Genomic DNA, 16,387 nt, shown 5'->3' with positions numbered 1-16,387 from the left:
GCCCGGATTCGGAAGGATTTTTGTATAAGCACGATGCGCAGGTTCAAAAAGTTGGCGCGCCGCGCGTCCCGCTGAACGAACTGCGCCTCTAATAGTCGCTATCGTTATCGGTGCGGCGCTGCTTGTCGGCGAGTTCCTCGTCATCGGCGACGGGAATGGCGTAAGAGCCGTTCAGCCAACGGGATAGATCGAGCGAGCGGCAACGATCGGAACAGAAGGGATAATCTTCGCGGGTCGATGGCCTGCCGCATTCGGGGCATGGCTGTGCCTTGCGTAGGGGCGTGACCTTGGGATCGGACGTCATGCTTCTCAGCCTTCCTGCCAGCCCGACGTGACTTCGAAGCCCTCGCCTGCCAGAAGCGCCGCCGTCTCATAAAGCGGCAGTCCCACCACATTGGTGTAGGATCCCGTCAGCTTCTGCACGAAGCAGCCGGCAATGCCCTGGATGGCATAGGCGCCAGCCTTGCCACGCCATTGGCCGGACGCGATGTAGTTTTCAATTTCGAACTGCGACAAACGCTTGAAGCGGACCTTGGTTTCGGCCACCTTCTGACGCACCTTGCCGTTCGGGGTAATCAGGCAAATGCCCGTATAGACCCAGTGGCTTCTGCCTGAGAGAAGATGGAGAGCCGCCGAAGCGTCCTCGATATATTCCGCCTTGCCGACGATCCTGCGACCGACGGCGACGACCGTATCCGAACCAAGAATATAGGCATCCCGCCAAGCGAGTTCGCCCTTGACCGCTTTGTGAGCGGCCTGTGCCTTCTGCAAAGACAGGCGACGGCAGAGTGTGCGGGGATGTTCGAGGCGCGCGGGAGTTTCGTCGATGTCCATCGGCATCAGGCGCGTGGGTTCGATACCCACCTGATGCAGGAGCTCAAGACGGCGTGGCGATCCGGAAGCCAGAATCAGCTTTTGTTTTGGGTCTGTCATGCTCTGCCAGCCGTCCGATCTATCGGGCGATTACTTGAAACGGTAGGTGATACGGCCTTTGGTGAGGTCATAAGGGGTCATTTCGACCAGGACCTTGTCGCCAGCGAGAACGCGGATACGGTTCTTGCGCATGCGTCCTGCCGTGTGAGCAATGATCTCATGCTCGTTTTCCAGCTTCACACGAAACGTCGCATTGGGCAGGAGTTCGGTCACGACGCCCGGGAATTCAAGGACTTCTTCTTTTGTCATATAGGTTTGTTTCTTCCTGTTGATGATACCAGGCGTAAAGTGCCCGGGAAAATTGCGCGGAAACTACACAATCGCCGCACATTTGTGAACCTAAATTGTCGTCCGCTTTAAAGCGTTTCCGAAAATGGCTGTGCGCGTTGCGGCAGGCGCTCGGAAATGAGCTTTTTCAGGTGATCTCGAACCTCGCGGTAGGCTTCCAGTCTCTGCTCTCTGGAGCCGGTTTCGACCGTCGGATCCATGGTCGGCCAGTAGACCACGTCAAGCGCATTGTACCGCGTCAACTCAAGTGCGGCGTGATGGGCCTCGGGTGTTAAGGTGATGATCAGATCGAAGAAGTCGTCCTCGATCTCATCCATCGTGCGCGGCTTGTGCTTGCCAAGTGTGAGACCGGACTCGTCCAGAACCGCATCGACGAAGGGATCGCGTTCACCTGCCCTGACGCCAGCGGACTGGATATAGATGCCGGGAGCGACGATCTGCTTGGCGATGACCTCTGCCATGGGGGAACGGATGGAGTTCATGCCGCACATGAATAATATGGCGCGCGGGGCCTTCTCTTTCAAGTCTGGAGCGGCCGGACCTTCCATCCCTAGCCTCGCCAATACAGGACACAGACGAGGGTAAAGAGGCGGCGTGCCGTATCGAAATCCACCTTGATCTTGCCCGCAAGACGATCCATCAGCGTTTGCGATCCATCATTGTGAATGCCGCGCCTGCCCATATCGATCGCCTCGATCTGGCTCGGCGTCGAGGACCGGATCGCCTCGTAGTAACTTTCGCAAATCAGGAAGTAATCCTTGATGATGCGGCGAAACGGCGTCAGCGACAGAATGTGGATGGCGACATCTTGTCCATACTCCGTGGTGATGGCGAAGACGAGCTTTGCATCCACTAGCGATATGTTCAGCCGGTACGGTCCGCCCTCGTGCCCAATCGGCTCGAAGCTGTTTTCCTCGATCAGGTCGAAAATCGCGACGGCGCGCTCATGCTCCACGTCAGGCGTGGACCGGCCGATACTCTCGTCCAGCACCACGTCGCAGAGTCTGAAGTCGCCTGCCGCCATCTGCTACCCTTCCGGATTGAGGCGAATGCCGACCGACCGTGCATGCGCATCCAGCCCTTCGGAGGTGGCAAGCGTGATGGCAGCCTGTGCCAGCTGGCGCAACTGTTCCGGGCCGAGCCTCAGGATCGACGTGCGCTTGACGAAATCCAGGACCGAAAGACCCGACGAGAAGCGTGCCGAGCGAGCGGTGGGCAGGACGTGATTCGATCCGCCGACATAATCGCCGATGACTTCCGGCGTATGGCGACCGACGAAGATGGCGCCCGCATTGCGAATGCCCGCCACCAGCGCATCGGGATCATCGACGGCAAGCTCCAGGTGCTCCGCAGCGATGCGGTTCGCAAGCGGGATCGAGGCGGCAAGATCATCCACCAGGATAATCGCGCCGAAATCGCGCCAGCTGGCGGTTGCAGTCTGCGCACGGGAAAGCTGTTTCAGTTGACGCTCGACAGCCTTTTCGACTGCGCGGCCAAGCTCCGCATCATCGGTAATCAGAATGGATTGCGCGCCCGGATCGTGTTCAGCCTGTGCCAGAAGATCGGCGGCAAGCCAATCCGGATCGTTATGTTTGTCGGCAATCACTAAGACTTCGGACGGTCCGGCGATCATGTCGATGCCCACGGTGCCGAATACATGGCGCTTGGCGGCAGCCACATAGGCATTGCCCGGTCCGACGATCTTGGCCACGGGGGCAATGGTCTGAGTACCATAGGCAAGGGCGGCAATAGCCTGCGCGCCACCAATGCGATAGATTTCCTCCACCCCTGCGATACGCGCTGCAGCCAGCACTGCCGGGTTGATCTTGCCGGCATTGGCGGGAACGACCATGACGATACGCTCAACGCCTGCGACTTTGGCCGGAACGGCATTCATCAGCACCGAGCTCGGATAGCTAGCGGTACCGCCTGGTACATAGAGGCCAACAGCCTCGATCGCCGTCCATCTGGACCCAAGGCCCACACCGATATCGTCTTCGTAGATATCGTCCTTCGGCATCTGCCGCGCGTGGTGCTTTTCGATACGCTGGGCTGCGAACTTCAGGGCGTCGAGAACGGCGCGATCGACCTCGGCCACTGCGGCGTCGATTTCCGCTTCGGTGACGCGCATGGAGATTTTAGAGAAGTCCAGCCCGTCGAATTTCAGCGAGTAATGGGCCAAGGCCTCATCGCCGCGCTTTCGGACCTCCTCGATGATGTCACGAACGACCGCGTTCACATCCTCCGAAACCTCGCGCTTCGTCGTCAGGAACGCGGCGAAAGCCTGTTCGAAATCAGAAGAGGATTGCTCCAGCCAGATTGCCACTTCACGTCACCCTTTTCGAGAGCCTCGCGATGCATGCGAAGCGAAATTCTCCGCCGCCTCAACGATGAGACGGCACATGGGTATGTGGCATAAATCGAAACATGCGGGCAAGGCAATTCCCTGCCCCGGCTTTGTCGCTTGAGAATTAGTCTGCCGGATGGAAGGGCCGGGATTCGGTTTCCCATGCACCGCTGACATCGGTCAGTTGGGCTTCGATGCATTCCACGTCGAGCGCGATCGCACCGCCGCCGGAGAGCGTCAGCTCGATGGTTCCGTCAGGACCCTCGCCCTTCTGGATGAAGCGGATGGCGAGAAGGGAGTGAACCTGCTCCTTGTCTGCGCGGTTGATGCCGCTGGAGCGGACGGCCGATACGCGTTTGAGAACCAGACCAGAGCGGCAACGTTCTGGCGGATGGTTCTTCTTGACCCCATGTTCCCAGACAAAACGGTTGGCAGAAAGAACGAACTGGCCAGGTCTCGGCTCGAATGACACGTCTTTCAGCTTGAAGACACTGTCCTGCATGTGGGTAGAAATGATGGCAAGGTCTTCGCCATCCAGCGCCATGAGTTTAAGGCCGCTCATCGTTTCTTGGTCCTCATCTCGCGGACAAGTCCGCACTCTCGCGTTCAACATGTGTGAAACACGACGCGTGCCGCATGCGCGTTTGCGTCGTTGTTCAAGTGGTTGATCTGGAGATAGGCAGTCGGGGTCGGTTCTTCAACGGACGCGGCCCCGTCAATGGAGGATCAGTCGCTGACGCGCTCGACTTTCGCGCCGCAACGGTTCAGCTTTTCTTCGAGACGTTCAAAGCCGCGATCCAGGTGATAGACGCGCGACACCATGGTTTCGCCTTCGGCAACAAGTCCGGCAATGACGAGCGAGACCGAGGCGCGAAGGTCGGTCGCCATCACAGGCGCGCCGCGCAAGCGAGAGACGCCTTCGATGCGCGCCATCTGGCCCGACAGGGAAATCTTGGCGCCGAGGCGGGCAAGTTCCTGCACGTGCATGAAGCGGTTTTCGAAAATGGTTTCGGTGATATGCGACACGCCATCGGCGCGCGTCATCAGCGCCATGAATTGCGCCTGCAAGTCCGTCGGGAAACCGGGGAATGGTTCGGTGACGACATCGACGGGGCGGATGCCGTTGCCGTTGCGCACGACGCGCAGGCCGCTCTCCGTTTCGGTGATGGTTGCGCCGGCAAGCTGCAGCGTATCGATGGCGTTGTCGAGCAGCGAGGCGCGCGTGCCTTCCAGAAGAACGTCACCGCCTGTCATGGCAACGGCCATGGCGTAGGTTCCCGTTTCGATGCGATCCGGGAGAACGCGGTGGCGGGCGCCGGACAGCGAAGTCACACCTTCGATGGTGATGGTGGAGGTGCCGGCACCCTCGATCTTCGCACCCATGGCGGATAGGCACTCGGCAAGATCCACGACTTCGGGCTCACGAGCCGCATTGTGAATGATCGTCGTGCCACGAGCAAGCGTTGCTGCCATCAGCATGACATGCGTTGCGCCGACCGAGACTTTCGGGAAGGTATAGGTCGCGCCGATCAGACCACCGGCGGGTGCGGTTGCGTTGATATAACCGCCATCGATTTCCATGGTCGCGCCAAGCGCTTCCAGTCCTTCGATGAAGAGGTCGACGGGACGCGTACCGATGGCGCAGCCGCCGGGGAGCGAAACGCGCGCCCTTCCCTCACGGGCAAGAAGCGGGCCGATGACCCAGAAGCTCGCACGCATCTTGGAGACCAGTTCGTAAGGCGCGGTCGTATCGACGATCGTCCGGCAGGTGAAATGCACCGTACGGGAATAGCTTTCGCCCTGGCTTTCACGACGGCCGTTGACGGAGATGTCGACGCCGTGGTTGCCGAGAATGCGGATCAGCTGTTCGACATCGGCAAGATGCGGGACATTCTCCAGCGTCAGCGTGTCGCTGGTCAGCAGCGATGCAATCATCAGCGGCAGTGCGGCATTCTTGGCGCCGGAAATCGGGATGATGCCGTTCAGCTCATTCCCGCCTGTGATTCTGATACGATCCATTCGTCCCTTACGAGCCTTGCGCTCGCCTTTCCTTGATGCCGTTCAGGCATGTGTTGGTGCCGGCATGCCGGCAAGCGACAGCACAGCTAAAAAGATTTGATGCCGCCCACTCAGACGAGAGTTGGCGCGAAAGATGAAACCCCTGTCCGTTTCAATTGTCCCCGGCTAAAGCGTGTCGCGATCTTTCAGTTTCGCTCATACGCTTTAGCTCCGTGTTGTCGCATGTCGTTATCGCAAAACCGCTGCTGCACACTTTTGCGCGACATGCTTTCGTTCTTGTCAGCACGATTCGTTCGTTTTTGCGGCAGGAAGTCCGATTGTATCGTCTTCATCGCCCGCACGACGGGCGCGCAGCTGCTGCTTGCGGCGGGCAAGGTTTTCACGCAGCTTTTTTGCAGCTCGTGCCTTGCGTTCCGCTTCTCGCTGCTTTGCCTTTTCGCCGGGGCCGCTTTGCCCGGATGCAAGCGGCTTTTGCGGGGTTTCGTCCTGATGTTCGTCCATAGGCGGTGTCATAAACGAATTTCGCGCCGTTCAACAGTGTCCGTCGCTTTTTTCAGAAAGGTATGGTGAAGTCGCACTTTGACGCTTGCGCTCATCAAAAACCTATGGCAATAGGCGCCCACTTGATGTCGAGGCAGCGCTTCGGCGACAGATGCTGCGGTAGCTCAGTGGTAGAGCACTCCCTTGGTAAGGGAGAGGTCGAGAGTTCAATCCTCTTTCGCAGCACCATCTATTTCTCCCACAAGATCGAAGTTTTTTGCTCGATTGAGCACCGCGTTCAACGGACCTGATTGTCTTTTACGTCAAGCAGCACATGGTTCATCGCGATTTTTCCTATGGCTGAAGAAACCGTCTCGGCTTGGCACCTCTTCGGTCAATCGCCTGTTTGCCAAGCCCCCTCCACGATCAGTAACCTGGCTCAACTGGCCAGGACCACGTGCAACGGTTTTGCACGACACTTCGATGGCTGACTATTTACAAAATGGGAACGACAATACGGACGCGAATGAACGCCGCCACTTGGTCAAGCCAAGTCTTTGAAGAAGCTTGACAAGAGGATCCGATCAGAAGCCGGACTGGATGCGGGAGAAAACCAGATTGGTGAAGAGCGAGATTTGCGAGCCAACGAAGGGCGCTGAAAAGGCAATCGCCACCATGACGGCGATGATCTTCGGCACGAAGGTCAGCGTCATTTCCTGAATCTGGGTCAGGGCCTGCACGAATGCGATGATGATGCCGACTGCCATTGCGGCAAGGACGGCAGGTCCCGATGCCACCAGCACGGTCCATATGGCATTTTGCATGATATCGAGAGCGTCTGCCTCGTTCATCTCGATCCGCTCGTCTCATTCGGCCAAAGGATGCCGTACCTGAAACGGTGGGCATGGCCGCGTGATACGACCACGGGAGACGCTATATGATTCGACAGAAGGCGTTAAGACGCCGTCTGCGAGATTTTGATGCCCTGGCCGATCGCGATCGTCGATCCTGCCACCGTGGTTGCGGAGAGACCCTCGGCGGTGACTTCGACGGACTTCACGACGCCGCTGGTCTGGCCGTCGGCGCTGGTGATCGTCTTGCCGATATAGGAGGACGCGTTCGACAGCGACGATGCCGAGATCAGGCTTTCCAGATTGGTGTTCATCTTGATCGACTGCTCGACCTGAGAGAACGTGGCCAACTGGGCGACCTGCTGGCTCGGGTCCATTGGATTCGTCGGATCCTGGTTCTTCATCTGGGTGATCAAGAGCTTGAGGAAGTTGTCGTAATCCAACGACGCCTTCTTGGCGTCGGTCTTCGATGCCGAGGTTGTCTGCGTCGATGTCGCACCCGTTACGGCGTCTACCATGGTGCGATTTCCCTTCGCAGTTCGTTGACGACAGCCGGCGTGATTTCCTGACTGCTGAGAATGGTCTCTTCCTTGGCGTAGAGACCGCGAATAGTCTTCAGTGCGTCGAAAGGACGGCCTGACGAAACGGTGGCATCGATACGCTTCAGCTCAGAACGGATCTCTTCGTTCTTGAAAGTCGCAAGCAGCATCGTGATCGACTTGCGGAAGAGGGTCAGAGACTGCTCCTTGCCTTCCGGATTGATCAGCATCATCTGTACGATGAAGTACAGCTGCCGCAGAGGTGTCGTCGTATCCTCAAGCTGCAAGACATGGTTCTCAAGGAGAAACGTCACATCGTTGAGGAATTCCAGGGAAACCTTCCTGTCGACACGAAGAACTGCGCCGTTGATGAAGATCTTTTCCCCAGACTTCAAGGAAATCCGCAGTGTACTTTTCATTTAAGTCCATCCTTGATGATGGTTGTCACGTCAATAATGCCTTGGTAGTTCGTCGAGTCGCGCTTGCGTATTTCTTCGCACTCTTTCAAAATCCAAATTGCGATGGAGATAAGGTTGGCTTTCAGCTCGACTGGCAGTTCGTTCTCGGGCTGCTGCAGATCGTCGATGAAACGGGTCCATACCTGTCGGGTGTAAAAGATCGCTTCTATCCCGTCCTTGCCATATCGCCCCTGGTTCTTGGCAATTTCCAAGAGCTCAATGGAGCGCTCCAAGACCTGTCTTTCCCTATTGCGAGCGACATGTGGGTCATCCTCCATTATCTCCGCATATGAAAACTGGAACATTTATCTTTCCTTCATGGCCCAATGTACCGCCCCTCATCGGCGTATAAGTCCCTCTAGATGAAATTGACGAGGCTAAGTCCTTGGATTTTCCCAGTTATTTTGTAAGATGTCTCAACCTGGTTCATCAGGGTCGTGAGGCGCGTGGATGCCTCATATGTGTCGATGCCAACCAGGCCGGTAAGCTGCGTGTCGATAATGGTCTTCTGAGCACCCATGTAGCTGTTCGCCTTTTCGACCCGCTCCTGTGACAGACCGATATTCGCACGCTGCGTGTCGATACCGGCAATCGCGGCGCCAGCAAGTTTGGTAGTGGTGTCGTTCACCGCAGCAAGCGCCCCAGGTCCTAGACCGGAGCCAACCAATTGCGAGGATATGACGCTGGCAAGTACGAGATTTCTGAACCCTTCAGAGGCGGCGCTAGCAGATGTCGACACGGTTTCCGACGTGCTGATACGGCTGCTCATCGTCGTTTCCGACGCGTTCGTCCAGCTGCCCCAATCAAAACCAGCCTGATAGTTCTGCAGGAAGTTCGCTACATCTGACGCCGTTGCTGTAGATGGATCAGGAAACTCCGCGTCGAACCTGGCCTTGAAATCAGTGGTGACACTGTTGATGAAACCGTCATTGAGAGTTTGGGCGTCGGTGTTGATGCCGGAAAAAAGATACTCGCCGTTCACAGCTGTGTTGGCATAGCTGGTAAAATTCTCAAGCACCGACGTAGCAGTCTTCGCAGCGACGCCGATGCTGCTCGAGTCGGAACTGCCACCCAAAGCCACAATCGAATTGAGAAGCGTTTGAGCTGACTCGGACATGTTTTTCATCGCGAGCTGAGAAGCATCCATTCTCTGCTGCGCGACCGAGTTGGATTCGATGATGGACTGAAGCCGTTTGCTTTCGCGCGTGTAGTCGAGACTCGTCGATGTCCGCGCTCCTAGCTCCAAACCGACATCCGCGTAAGTGCCCGTAACGGCTTCCTTCTGCAGCTTGCTGATTTCTGCTTGCGCATTGGACACCGTCAAATGCATGGCCGTGCTAACACTTTGGGATGAGATTGAGGTGGTTTTCATATCAGTTCGCCGCCGCCAACAATGTCTTCAGAAGGTCATCCACAGTCGTCATCAGCTTTGCTGCAGCCTTGTAGGACTGCTCGATATCGAGAAGCTGGATCAACTCTTCATCGAGATTGACGCCTGTCGCGTTCGAGTAGGCTTCCTTCGACTTCGTCAACATGGCCGATGTGTTGTCGGCCGCCGACGCGGCATTGCTGCGATACTGCTCCGCAAAGCCAACCGAGTCCGTTGCGAAACTCAGCAGGGTCGTGTTCCTGGAGATGCCCGCAGCGGGATCGAAATCCCTCTGCGTGTTCATCTCCTTCGCGTATCCGTAAAGCACGGTGGAATAACCACTCGATCCGGCTGTGTTAGGACTGACGCCGGCGATGTTGCCGTCACGCAGTTTCGTGGGGGTTGCGACCGCATCGGCAGAGACCGAAATCAAGCCGGCGAGGCCTGGTATCTTCGCCGGGGTTTCGAAGTCGACTGTTGAGCCATCGCGCGTTGTGAACAGACCGGCAATCGGATTTCCTGCGCCATCTTTTTCGGCGAAGGATCCCATCAAGCTGCGCGCGATCTCGTCAAGCTGAGCCTGATAGGTCGGGTAAACTTCATCACGTAACTGAAGAAGTGCCGGCAGGCTTCCCTTGGCCGTGGTATTGCTACCGGAGCCAGTCTTGACCATCACGCCATCTATGAAGATCGGCGAACCGTTTGTGCTCGCATCATACGCGGCCTTCGCGTCAAATGACACTTTCCTCGGCGTCGTCTCAAACAGCGTCGTGCCATCGGTCGTATAGATCGCAATATCGTTGCCGGGGCGCGTTGCCGTGGAGATACCGATGATACCGGAAATTTCCTTGAGCAGGCTTTCGCGCTTGTCGAGAGCATTATTGGGGTCCCGCCCGACGAGAGTAGCGTATTTGACCTGATCATTGGCTTGGCCGAAATCGGTCAGCAACTGGTTCAATCGCGCGATCGACGTATCGATTTCGCTGTCGGCATCTGCCCTAAGTTGCTGAACTGCCTTAGTGGAAGTGTTCAGCGCATTGGTCGTATCGGTAGCGGCACTGACGACGGCAGAGGCCAGCGTGATGTCCGTCGGAGACGCGGCATAGGTATTCAGCGCGTTTTGCAGGGACGCGAGATAGGTGGACGGGGCGGCGGTATACTGATCACCTCCCATCACCACGCTCAACGACTTCATGCCCGCCAGAAACTTCTGTTTGCCCGCATCATCTGAGGCGGCAGAAAGATATTGCTTGAGGAGAGCACCATCTTCGGCACGCTCGATCTTGACGGTGATAGCGCCTGTCAGCGTATTGACCGTGGTGATCGCAGCGCGGCGGTTATAGTCGCCTGAGCTTGCATTCGAAATATTATTCGAAACGACGGCACTTGAGAGTGACGTGTTACCCAGAGTGGCCTTGGCTGTATTAAGTGTCGAACTGAGCGCCATTCACCCGCCTCCAGAAGCTGTTATCGTGCCAGATTGATGAGGACGTCCATCATATCCGAACCTGTTTGGAAGACTTTCGAGTTCGCGGTGTAGCTGCGCTGGGCCTGGATCATTTCCGTCAGTTCGTTGGCGATATCGACGTTCGACTGTTCCAGCTGCTTGGACGCAATCGAGCCATAGCCTGTCTGACCCGCGAAGCCCAAGGTGACCACACCCGATTCCGCAGTCGTCTGGAAGGCATTGCCGGAGAGGACCTTCAGATTGTCCGGGCTTGCCACATCGGCGAGCGGAACGCGGTAAAGCGGCCGCGGCGAGGACTTGGCATAGGTCGCATAGACCGTGCCGTCGGCCGTGATGGAGATCGACTGAACCGCTTCAGCCGCATTACCATTGACGCCACCCTTGGAAATCGTCGATGTGTCTGCTCCGAGCTGAGACATGGCGGAGAGATCGAATTTCACGTCCATGCCATTAGTGAGATCGTCGACCGTGATAGTGGGCGGATTGTTCTGCAGTTTTCCAGCATCGTATGTCAATGTTTCGTTCAGCAATGCAGCCCGGGTATACGGGAACCCACCCGTGGAGGACGCGAACTTGGCGTCGTACACGGAGACTTCCCACTCGTTGGCTGCAGTCTTCGTGAAGTAGAAATCGTACTTGACCGAGTTGCCAAGCGGATCGTAGCCGGTGACGGACGTCTTTAACGTGCTGACCTGATCGACGACAACCGTGCTGTTGTTCGCGCGGGGGCGGTTGCCAGCAGCCACGATCGGCGCGGAAGAAGACAAGTTGCCCGTTAACGAACCGAGCGTCGATACAGTTGCCTGCATGCCGTCGGCCGATGCATTGACGGGCACGAGACCGTCATAGCTGTTAATCACGGTGGTTGGCGTGGTGCCATCATACTTGTAGCCCAAGAGCTTGAAGCCGGAGGCATTGACGAGGAAGCCGTCATCGTCGGGCACAAACTGGCCTGCGCGAGTCAGGAAAACGTTACCGCTCGGGTCCTTTACCACGAAGAAGCCATCGCCCTGGATGGCAATATCGGTCGGAGATTGCGTAGACTGTAAAGGTCCGTTCTGGGTGATGGAGTAGTTAACCTTCGTCATCACGCCGCCGGAATTATAGGTGCCGCCGTTTGCGCCGAGCACGAGGGTGGAAAAGGATGTCGATGCACTCTTGTAGCCAGTGGTGCTGGCATTGGCGATGTTGTCACCGACGGTCCCGAGCTTGTTGGCCTGGGCGCCCATGCCGGATACAGCAGTTTTCATCGTTCCAAAAAGGCTCATGTCGAATCCTCTATTCCTGTTCCTGATGACGTTAGGATGCGGGCCTTGCGTGAGGCTGTCTGTTTTCTCCACCATGGAAATTTTCAGCGCCAAAGCCATCGAGGAGTGGAGACGTCCAGAAACGAAAAAGACCGGCACTCGGGCCGGTCTTTAGGAATGAGGGTGCTGAAATGAATAAACAAATATCGCGGGCTTCTCGAACCCGCGATGACGTTCAGGACCAGTCGATGCAGTAACCGAGGAACCGCTTCGAGTCGATTGGATCGAAGCCAAGCTTCCTGCGAAGCTTTTTGCGAAGCTTGCTGATGTGGCTTTCGACCACGTTCTCTTCGACTTCCTCATCGAAGATGCCGTAGATCGCGTTGAAGATCTGCGCCTTGGAAACGCGGCGACCGCGGTTGGCGATTAAATATTCCAGAATGCGCCGCTCACGACGCGGAAGCGGGAACACTTCGCCATTCACTTCCGGATCACGACCATCGGAGAAAACCCGGATTGGTCCGACATCGATAAACTGCGTGATGACGTTAAGCCTGCGGCGAATGGCTGCCGCTCGTGCCAAGATCTCACGGGGATGTACAGGCTTGCGCACGACATCGTCGACGCCACAATCGAACAATGCCAGTGTTGCATCGAGGGAATGTTGATCGCTGACCGCAATGACAGGGGCCTGCGAACGATCACGGATCGTTCTTGGCAGTTCATGCGTTGTATCAGCCTGACCGATTAAAAATGCTTCAATCGCAGCGATGTCTGAATCCGCTGCGGTGTTCACCCATTCGCCAAATTCTGCTGGATCAAATCCAGTTGAGGGTATCCCCTCTCGTCCAAACAGGGCTGTATACCCTTCTTTAACGAGCTTGCGCTCATCAACTACCACGATCATTCGTCCGCCTCCGAATCAGTGTAGCTCACCTACGTCCTAGGGTGTACGAATCGGGGGAATCTCTAACAATTACAGGAAAATACAGGTAATTATTAATAGTTGATTAACCATATTGTGCCGATTTGGACTATATCTAGTATGCGTTAACCAAAAATGGGATATTTTTTCCTGGGATAAACATGTGGAAGATAATAGGGGGATTGACTCAATGAATTTGGCCCATTCTTGCCGTATTTCAAAAATGGGCAAAAACGGAGTCGATGGATACAACTTAAGATTGGTTAAGCCTGGCAAAATTTGCGGGCGTTGACGGTCCACTGACCATAGCCTGTTGCGACCAGATTGCTGATGACACGGCAGACATAGCGCTGTTGCGCGGGGTCATTATTGGGGCCGGCATGGTATCTTGCGACAGCCATCGTCCAGGTCTCATGCCGATCGTGGAGCTGCTTTAGGAAGCGCGCAGCATAGGCCACATTCTTCGCAGGCTCGAACATTTCGCCGATCGATCTGAACTCCGCGCCGTGAAAATAGACGTTGATCTGCATGCATCCGACATCGATCAGCTTCGCACCACGTGCCCGCGCCTCCTCCACCAGACGATAGGCTTCCATCCTGCTTTCAGGAAAAAAAGCCTTGCCTTCGATGTTGATCGCGTAGGGGCTGAGCGAACCCTTGCGTCCGGTTTCCGTCAGACCCACCGAATATAATATTCCTTCCGGAATGTTATATTGGCCTGCGGCATCATGGATCTGCTGCTCACACTCCACCGCAGCTACGGGCTGGGAGGCCTCACAGGTAGACGTGGTCAGGACGAGCGCTGGTATCGCGAGGAAGTGTTTCAGGCTGAGCCGAAATATCATTGCCATTGACCTCTTCGGGCGCGTTGGGGCGCGTCTGCCGATAGAACTGCTCCTGCGATCGATCCTCGTTGCCACGCTGGCCGCCCTGCTGCGCACCTTGCTGGTTCAGATCGTTCGGCTGGCGGTTGTTGCTTGTGTTGTCCTGACGGTCGGATGCGGAAGAAAGCGAGACTGTTACCTGATCCACGCTGAAGCCTTGCGACTTCAAAGCATCCAGGATGGCGGAACTGTCTTTCTGCAGTTCCGCATAGCCTTTCAGCGTATGGGCGGTCAGGTGGACACTCAGCTCATCACCCACCAGCTTCATGGCGGCCGTCACATGACCGAGTTCGACAGGGCTCATCTGGATCTTCAGCGTGTGAACGACCTGCCCAGTGGTGGTCACCAGAGGCGCTCCACTGGTCTTGGCCGCCATTGCCGTTGCCCATTCCGGGTCGGATGCCATCGACGCTGTGACGTTGGCGGCGTTTGAAGTTGGAGCAAGAGCGAGATAACGTCTGCTATCGAGTACCTGCACCACGTCAACGTTTGGAGCCGACGACAGCGATGCATCGACCTTCAACGATCCATCCTCATGCGATGCAATGTGAAGATCGATCGCCGGAGCATCCGCCTTGGCGAGCCTTACCACTGTCGCGGGCAAGGCCTGATCGTCACCTGATGATGGACCCACAGGAAGCAGAGTTGCGCCATCGGTCGGCTTTGCCTTTGCATCGGCGTGCGCTGGCGTTACCGGCTGCTCTTTCGGCATGGTCGTGGCGGCGAGAAGCGACATAAGGTCGGCACTCGTGCTCGGAACGTCGGTCACATCAGTCTCGTCTGCAGACTTATCGCCTTTATCGCCCTCAACCGGCCCTTCGGTCGTGTTTGTCGCCTTGGTCAGCGTCTCGATGAATTTCACCAGATCTGCGAGCGAAGCTGCAGGCTCTTCGACCACCGCCGGCGCTTCCTGCGCCGCAGGCGTCACCGGCGCGGTCTGAACGCTCAGGCTCGGGTCGACAAGCTTCAAAAGAAGCGAAGGTTTGCTTTCCGACGCTTCATCGGTGACATCGTCCTTAGCGGCTGGTTGCTTACCGTCAGCGTTTGCGGCACGGGTTGGCGCATCATCCTGAGGCTTACTCGCAGGCCGGTCGCGTAAGGTTTGCTTGGTGTCGGTCGACACAGTGCTTGACGATGTGCTCTGGGCTCTATCGCTATCTTGCGCCTTGGACCTGGCGTTGGCATTGTTTGCTGGCGCAGGTTGCCGGCCGTTGCGATCGCCCGCGGCGCCGAGCGCGTCGGAGAAGCCGGATGCGCCTTGCTTGGACGATCCGCCACGGTCCCGACTGTTTGTAACCTTTACGGCCTCGGTATGGCTCGGCACCAAGTTGCTCAGGACGTTCATGTTATCCCCCTTCCTGCTTCAGCATGGAGTCGATCTCGTTCAATCGAGCGCGGTTCTTATCGAAAAATGTCTTCAATGGTGCGGCATCGGCTGCATGGGATGCAGCCTCCTCGGTCTGACCAGCATGTGCTGGAGCGTCGTCAACACCTCCAGCCGCGTGGCTGCTGCCACTCGAAGCAGGCGGCGCGGCCGGCTGCATGATCTGCTTCGCAATGGTATTCGCCGCATCACGCAGCGCCAGATCGCGCGGCGACAGCTCCGCTTCCGGTATGCTGGCTAGCTTTTTCTGTGCGCCAAGAACATCCTGTCCCGATATGTCGGTCAGTCCCGAATAGAGCTTGGAGAGAGGCTCGCGGGTCGTGTCACCCGTGTCCTCTGCTATTCTGTTGGCTTTCTCCGCCGCGAACTGGGCAAGCTCGGTCTTACCTTGCAAGGATGCCTGTCGGGCGATGCGCAGATAGATTTCCTGAGCCCTCTCCGGATCCATCAGCTCGGCGATCTCACCAATGTCCTTCGTCGTCACGGGGCCAAAGCTATCGACGGCAAGGCTGACAAAGAGATCGGCAAACTGCGATGCATAGGGTGAATGCAGAAACCGGACTGCGTATTTTCGGGCGTAGAGCATTCCCTTTTGAGGCTGCTTCAACTGCATCGTCGCCATGATGGAACGGCGCAGCGCCGCCTCCTCGATAATCGTCCCCGGTGCACTCAACCGAGCATCATCGAAGAATGGCAGTGCTGCAGCCGCATCTCTCGTATAGGCGATGTTGCCCGCAATCAGCATGAGGTAAGGGCCCAGGCGGTTGTTACGATATTCCGGGATCAGATCGGAAACGACCTTATCCACCAGACCGCCACGGCCGCTCAGATATTTTTGCAAGACATTGACCACACGGGAATCGAAGTATCCCTGCACGTCCTTGGCCACGAGGTAGTTGAGCGTCGCGGGATTGCCGCCGCTCATGATGTAGATCAGCGCCGCATCGGCATTCTTCGCATCGGAGAACACCGACATGTCCGACGTCCGTAACGTGGTGTCGAAAGTACCCAGCAGAAATTTTTGCATGTCGCGCGCGGAATGGTCGCCCATGACAACCGAATCCTGCACGAACTGCAGCGACCGCAAGATCTTGGCGGGCGGCAGGTCGCTCTGGGCCTGGCTCTGGCCAGCCACCAGAAGCCAGGATACCCCCATCAACAATCCAGCAATATGAGTGGCTCTCATCATCCGCTG

At 56.9% G+C, this 16,387-nt stretch carries 20 protein-coding genes and 1 tRNA gene; 1 reads left to right on the top strand and 20 read right to left on the bottom strand.

Features of this window, described 5'->3' with window-relative positions; all coding sequences use genetic code 11:
• Nucleotides 1-88: 88 nt before the first annotated feature.
• From yacG to QE408_RS10895, 9 genes are all read right to left on the bottom strand, one after another.
• Nucleotides 89-304, bottom strand: coding sequence for a DNA gyrase inhibitor YacG (gene yacG, locus QE408_RS10935; protein WP_306931078.1), 216 nt, complete (start codon nucleotides 302-304; stop codon nucleotides 89-91).
• Between the two features lie 5 nt (nucleotides 305-309).
• The gene (locus QE408_RS10930) at nucleotides 310-933 is read right to left on the bottom strand and encodes a Maf-like protein (protein WP_062426064.1); all 624 of its coding nucleotides are present in this window, start codon (nucleotides 931-933) and stop codon (nucleotides 310-312) included.
• A 30-nt stretch (nucleotides 934-963) separates the two neighbouring features.
• Nucleotides 964-1,182, bottom strand: a complete 219-nt coding sequence (infA, locus tag QE408_RS10925; protein WP_027673809.1) for a translation initiation factor IF-1 — start codon at nucleotides 1,180-1,182, stop codon at nucleotides 964-966.
• A gap of 107 nt (nucleotides 1,183-1,289) precedes the next feature.
• Entirely contained in the window at nucleotides 1,290-1,769 is a 480-nt protein-coding gene (locus tag QE408_RS10920) for an arsenate-mycothiol transferase ArsC (protein WP_306931059.1), read from the bottom strand.
• Nucleotides 1,770-1,771: 2 nt separating this feature from the next.
• Nucleotides 1,772-2,245 carry a UPF0262 family protein gene (locus tag QE408_RS10915; protein ID WP_306931057.1) on the bottom strand — a complete coding sequence of 158 codons (474 nt, stop codon included), beginning with the start codon at nucleotides 2,243-2,245 and terminating at the stop codon, nucleotides 1,772-1,774.
• Between the two features lie 3 nt (nucleotides 2,246-2,248).
• On the bottom strand, nucleotides 2,249-3,547 hold the full coding sequence (gene hisD / locus QE408_RS10910) for a histidinol dehydrogenase (RefSeq protein WP_306931055.1): 1,299 nt from the start codon (nucleotides 3,545-3,547) through the stop codon (nucleotides 2,249-2,251).
• 145 nt (nucleotides 3,548-3,692) lie between these two features.
• Nucleotides 3,693-4,130: a DUF2948 family protein gene (locus QE408_RS10905; protein WP_306931054.1), complete on the bottom strand. Its 438-nt coding sequence runs from the start codon at nucleotides 4,128-4,130 to the stop codon at nucleotides 3,693-3,695.
• Nucleotides 4,131-4,294: 164 nt separating this feature from the next.
• The gene (murA, locus tag QE408_RS10900; RefSeq protein ID WP_306931052.1) at nucleotides 4,295-5,587 is read right to left on the bottom strand and encodes a UDP-N-acetylglucosamine 1-carboxyvinyltransferase; all 1,293 of its coding nucleotides are present in this window, start codon (nucleotides 5,585-5,587) and stop codon (nucleotides 4,295-4,297) included.
• A 279-nt stretch (nucleotides 5,588-5,866) separates the two neighbouring features.
• Nucleotides 5,867-6,088: a hypothetical protein gene (locus QE408_RS10895; protein WP_306931050.1), complete on the bottom strand. Its 222-nt coding sequence runs from the start codon at nucleotides 6,086-6,088 to the stop codon at nucleotides 5,867-5,869.
• 153 nt (nucleotides 6,089-6,241) lie between these two features.
• On the opposite strand from QE408_RS10895, the gene QE408_RS10890 reads away from it, so the two are divergent.
• Nucleotides 6,242-6,316 (top strand) — tRNA-Thr (locus tag QE408_RS10890).
• A gap of 335 nt (nucleotides 6,317-6,651) precedes the next feature.
• On the opposite strand, the gene fliQ is transcribed toward QE408_RS10890, so the two are convergent.
• The 11 genes from fliQ to QE408_RS10835 form a co-directional block, all read right to left on the bottom strand.
• A complete protein-coding gene (gene fliQ / locus QE408_RS10885; protein WP_306931048.1) occupies nucleotides 6,652-6,918 on the bottom strand; it encodes a flagellar biosynthesis protein FliQ in 267 nt (88 codons plus the stop codon).
• 104 nt (nucleotides 6,919-7,022) lie between these two features.
• On the bottom strand, nucleotides 7,023-7,436 hold the full coding sequence (gene flgD, locus QE408_RS10880; RefSeq protein WP_306931046.1) for a flagellar hook assembly protein FlgD: 414 nt from the start codon (nucleotides 7,434-7,436) through the stop codon (nucleotides 7,023-7,025).
• Nucleotides 7,430-7,876, bottom strand: a complete 447-nt coding sequence (gene flbT, locus QE408_RS10875; RefSeq protein ID WP_306931044.1) for a flagellar biosynthesis repressor FlbT — start codon at nucleotides 7,874-7,876, stop codon at nucleotides 7,430-7,432. Before flbT ends, flgD begins: the two co-directional genes overlap by 7 nt.
• Nucleotides 7,873-8,220, bottom strand: coding sequence for a flagellar biosynthesis regulator FlaF (gene flaF / locus QE408_RS10870; RefSeq protein ID WP_306931043.1), 348 nt, complete (start codon nucleotides 8,218-8,220; stop codon nucleotides 7,873-7,875). The genes flbT and flaF overlap by 4 nt, the downstream gene beginning before the upstream one ends.
• Before the next feature lie 53 nt (nucleotides 8,221-8,273).
• Nucleotides 8,274-9,287, bottom strand: coding sequence for a flagellar hook-associated family protein (locus tag QE408_RS10865; RefSeq protein WP_306931041.1), 1,014 nt, complete (start codon nucleotides 9,285-9,287; stop codon nucleotides 8,274-8,276).
• Nucleotide 9,288: 1 nt separating this feature from the next.
• The gene (gene flgK / locus QE408_RS10860) at nucleotides 9,289-10,731 is read right to left on the bottom strand and encodes a flagellar hook-associated protein FlgK (protein ID WP_306931040.1); all 1,443 of its coding nucleotides are present in this window, start codon (nucleotides 10,729-10,731) and stop codon (nucleotides 9,289-9,291) included.
• Nucleotides 10,732-10,751: 20 nt separating this feature from the next.
• On the bottom strand, nucleotides 10,752-12,020 hold the full coding sequence (locus QE408_RS10855) for a flagellar hook protein FlgE (protein ID WP_306931038.1): 1,269 nt from the start codon (nucleotides 12,018-12,020) through the stop codon (nucleotides 10,752-10,754).
• 214 nt (nucleotides 12,021-12,234) lie between these two features.
• The gene (locus QE408_RS10850) at nucleotides 12,235-12,906 is read right to left on the bottom strand and encodes a response regulator transcription factor (RefSeq protein ID WP_306931036.1); all 672 of its coding nucleotides are present in this window, start codon (nucleotides 12,904-12,906) and stop codon (nucleotides 12,235-12,237) included.
• 281 nt (nucleotides 12,907-13,187) lie between these two features.
• Entirely contained in the window at nucleotides 13,188-13,751 is a 564-nt protein-coding gene (locus QE408_RS10845; protein ID WP_373465579.1) for a transglycosylase SLT domain-containing protein, read from the bottom strand.
• The gene (locus tag QE408_RS10840; protein ID WP_306931032.1) at nucleotides 13,699-15,153 is read right to left on the bottom strand and encodes a flagellar hook-length control protein FliK; all 1,455 of its coding nucleotides are present in this window, start codon (nucleotides 15,151-15,153) and stop codon (nucleotides 13,699-13,701) included. The genes QE408_RS10845 and QE408_RS10840 overlap by 53 nt, the downstream gene beginning before the upstream one ends.
• Before the next feature lies 1 nt (nucleotide 15,154).
• Nucleotides 15,155-16,348, bottom strand: a complete 1,194-nt coding sequence (locus QE408_RS10835) for a chemotaxis protein (protein ID WP_306931030.1) — start codon at nucleotides 16,346-16,348, stop codon at nucleotides 15,155-15,157.
• Nucleotides 16,349-16,387: the final 39 nt, after the last annotated feature.

Origin of the sequence: Agrobacterium larrymoorei (assembly GCF_030819275.1) — a bacterium.
Classification (GTDB): Bacteria; Pseudomonadota; Alphaproteobacteria; order Rhizobiales; family Rhizobiaceae; genus Agrobacterium; species Agrobacterium larrymoorei_B.
This window is presented reverse-complemented; position numbering and strand designations above follow the sequence as displayed.

Coding starts and splice junctions, on each gene's coding strand:
- QE408_RS10905 (WP_306931054.1), bottom strand. CDS start 4,130: ATGAGCGGCCTTAAACTCATGGCGCTGGATGGCGAAGACCTTGCCATC.
- QE408_RS10915 (WP_306931057.1), bottom strand. CDS start 2,245: ATGGCGGCAGGCGACTTCAGACTCTGCGACGTGGTGCTGGACGAGAGT.
- infA (WP_027673809.1), bottom strand. CDS start 1,182: ATGACAAAAGAAGAAGTCCTTGAATTCCCGGGCGTCGTGACCGAACTC.
- QE408_RS10920 (WP_306931059.1), bottom strand. CDS start 1,769: ATGGAAGGTCCGGCCGCTCCAGACTTGAAAGAGAAGGCCCCGCGCGCC.
- QE408_RS10930 (WP_062426064.1), bottom strand. CDS start 933: ATGACAGACCCAAAACAAAAGCTGATTCTGGCTTCCGGATCGCCACGC.
- flaF (WP_306931043.1), bottom strand. CDS start 8,220: ATGTTCCAGTTTTCATATGCGGAGATAATGGAGGATGACCCACATGTC.
- flgK (WP_306931040.1), bottom strand. CDS start 10,731: ATGGCGCTCAGTTCGACACTTAATACAGCCAAGGCCACTCTGGGTAAC.
- flbT (WP_306931044.1), bottom strand. CDS start 7,876: ATGAAAAGTACACTGCGGATTTCCTTGAAGTCTGGGGAAAAGATCTTC.
- yacG (WP_306931078.1), bottom strand. CDS start 304: ATGACGTCCGATCCCAAGGTCACGCCCCTACGCAAGGCACAGCCATGC.
- QE408_RS10850 (WP_306931036.1), bottom strand. CDS start 12,906: ATGATCGTGGTAGTTGATGAGCGCAAGCTCGTTAAAGAAGGGTATACA.
- murA (WP_306931052.1), bottom strand. CDS start 5,587: ATGGATCGTATCAGAATCACAGGCGGGAATGAGCTGAACGGCATCATC.
- QE408_RS10895 (WP_306931050.1), bottom strand. CDS start 6,088: ATGGACGAACATCAGGACGAAACCCCGCAAAAGCCGCTTGCATCCGGG.
- QE408_RS10855 (WP_306931038.1), bottom strand. CDS start 12,020: ATGAGCCTTTTTGGAACGATGAAAACTGCTGTATCCGGCATGGGCGCC.
- flgD (WP_306931046.1), bottom strand. CDS start 7,436: ATGGTAGACGCCGTAACGGGTGCGACATCGACGCAGACAACCTCGGCA.
- QE408_RS10840 (WP_306931032.1), bottom strand. CDS start 15,153: ATGAACGTCCTGAGCAACTTGGTGCCGAGCCATACCGAGGCCGTAAAG.
- QE408_RS10835 (WP_306931030.1), bottom strand. CDS start 16,348: ATGGGGGTATCCTGGCTTCTGGTGGCTGGCCAGAGCCAGGCCCAGAGC.
- QE408_RS10865 (WP_306931041.1), bottom strand. CDS start 9,287: ATGAAAACCACCTCAATCTCATCCCAAAGTGTTAGCACGGCCATGCAT.
- fliQ (WP_306931048.1), bottom strand. CDS start 6,918: ATGAACGAGGCAGACGCTCTCGATATCATGCAAAATGCCATATGGACC.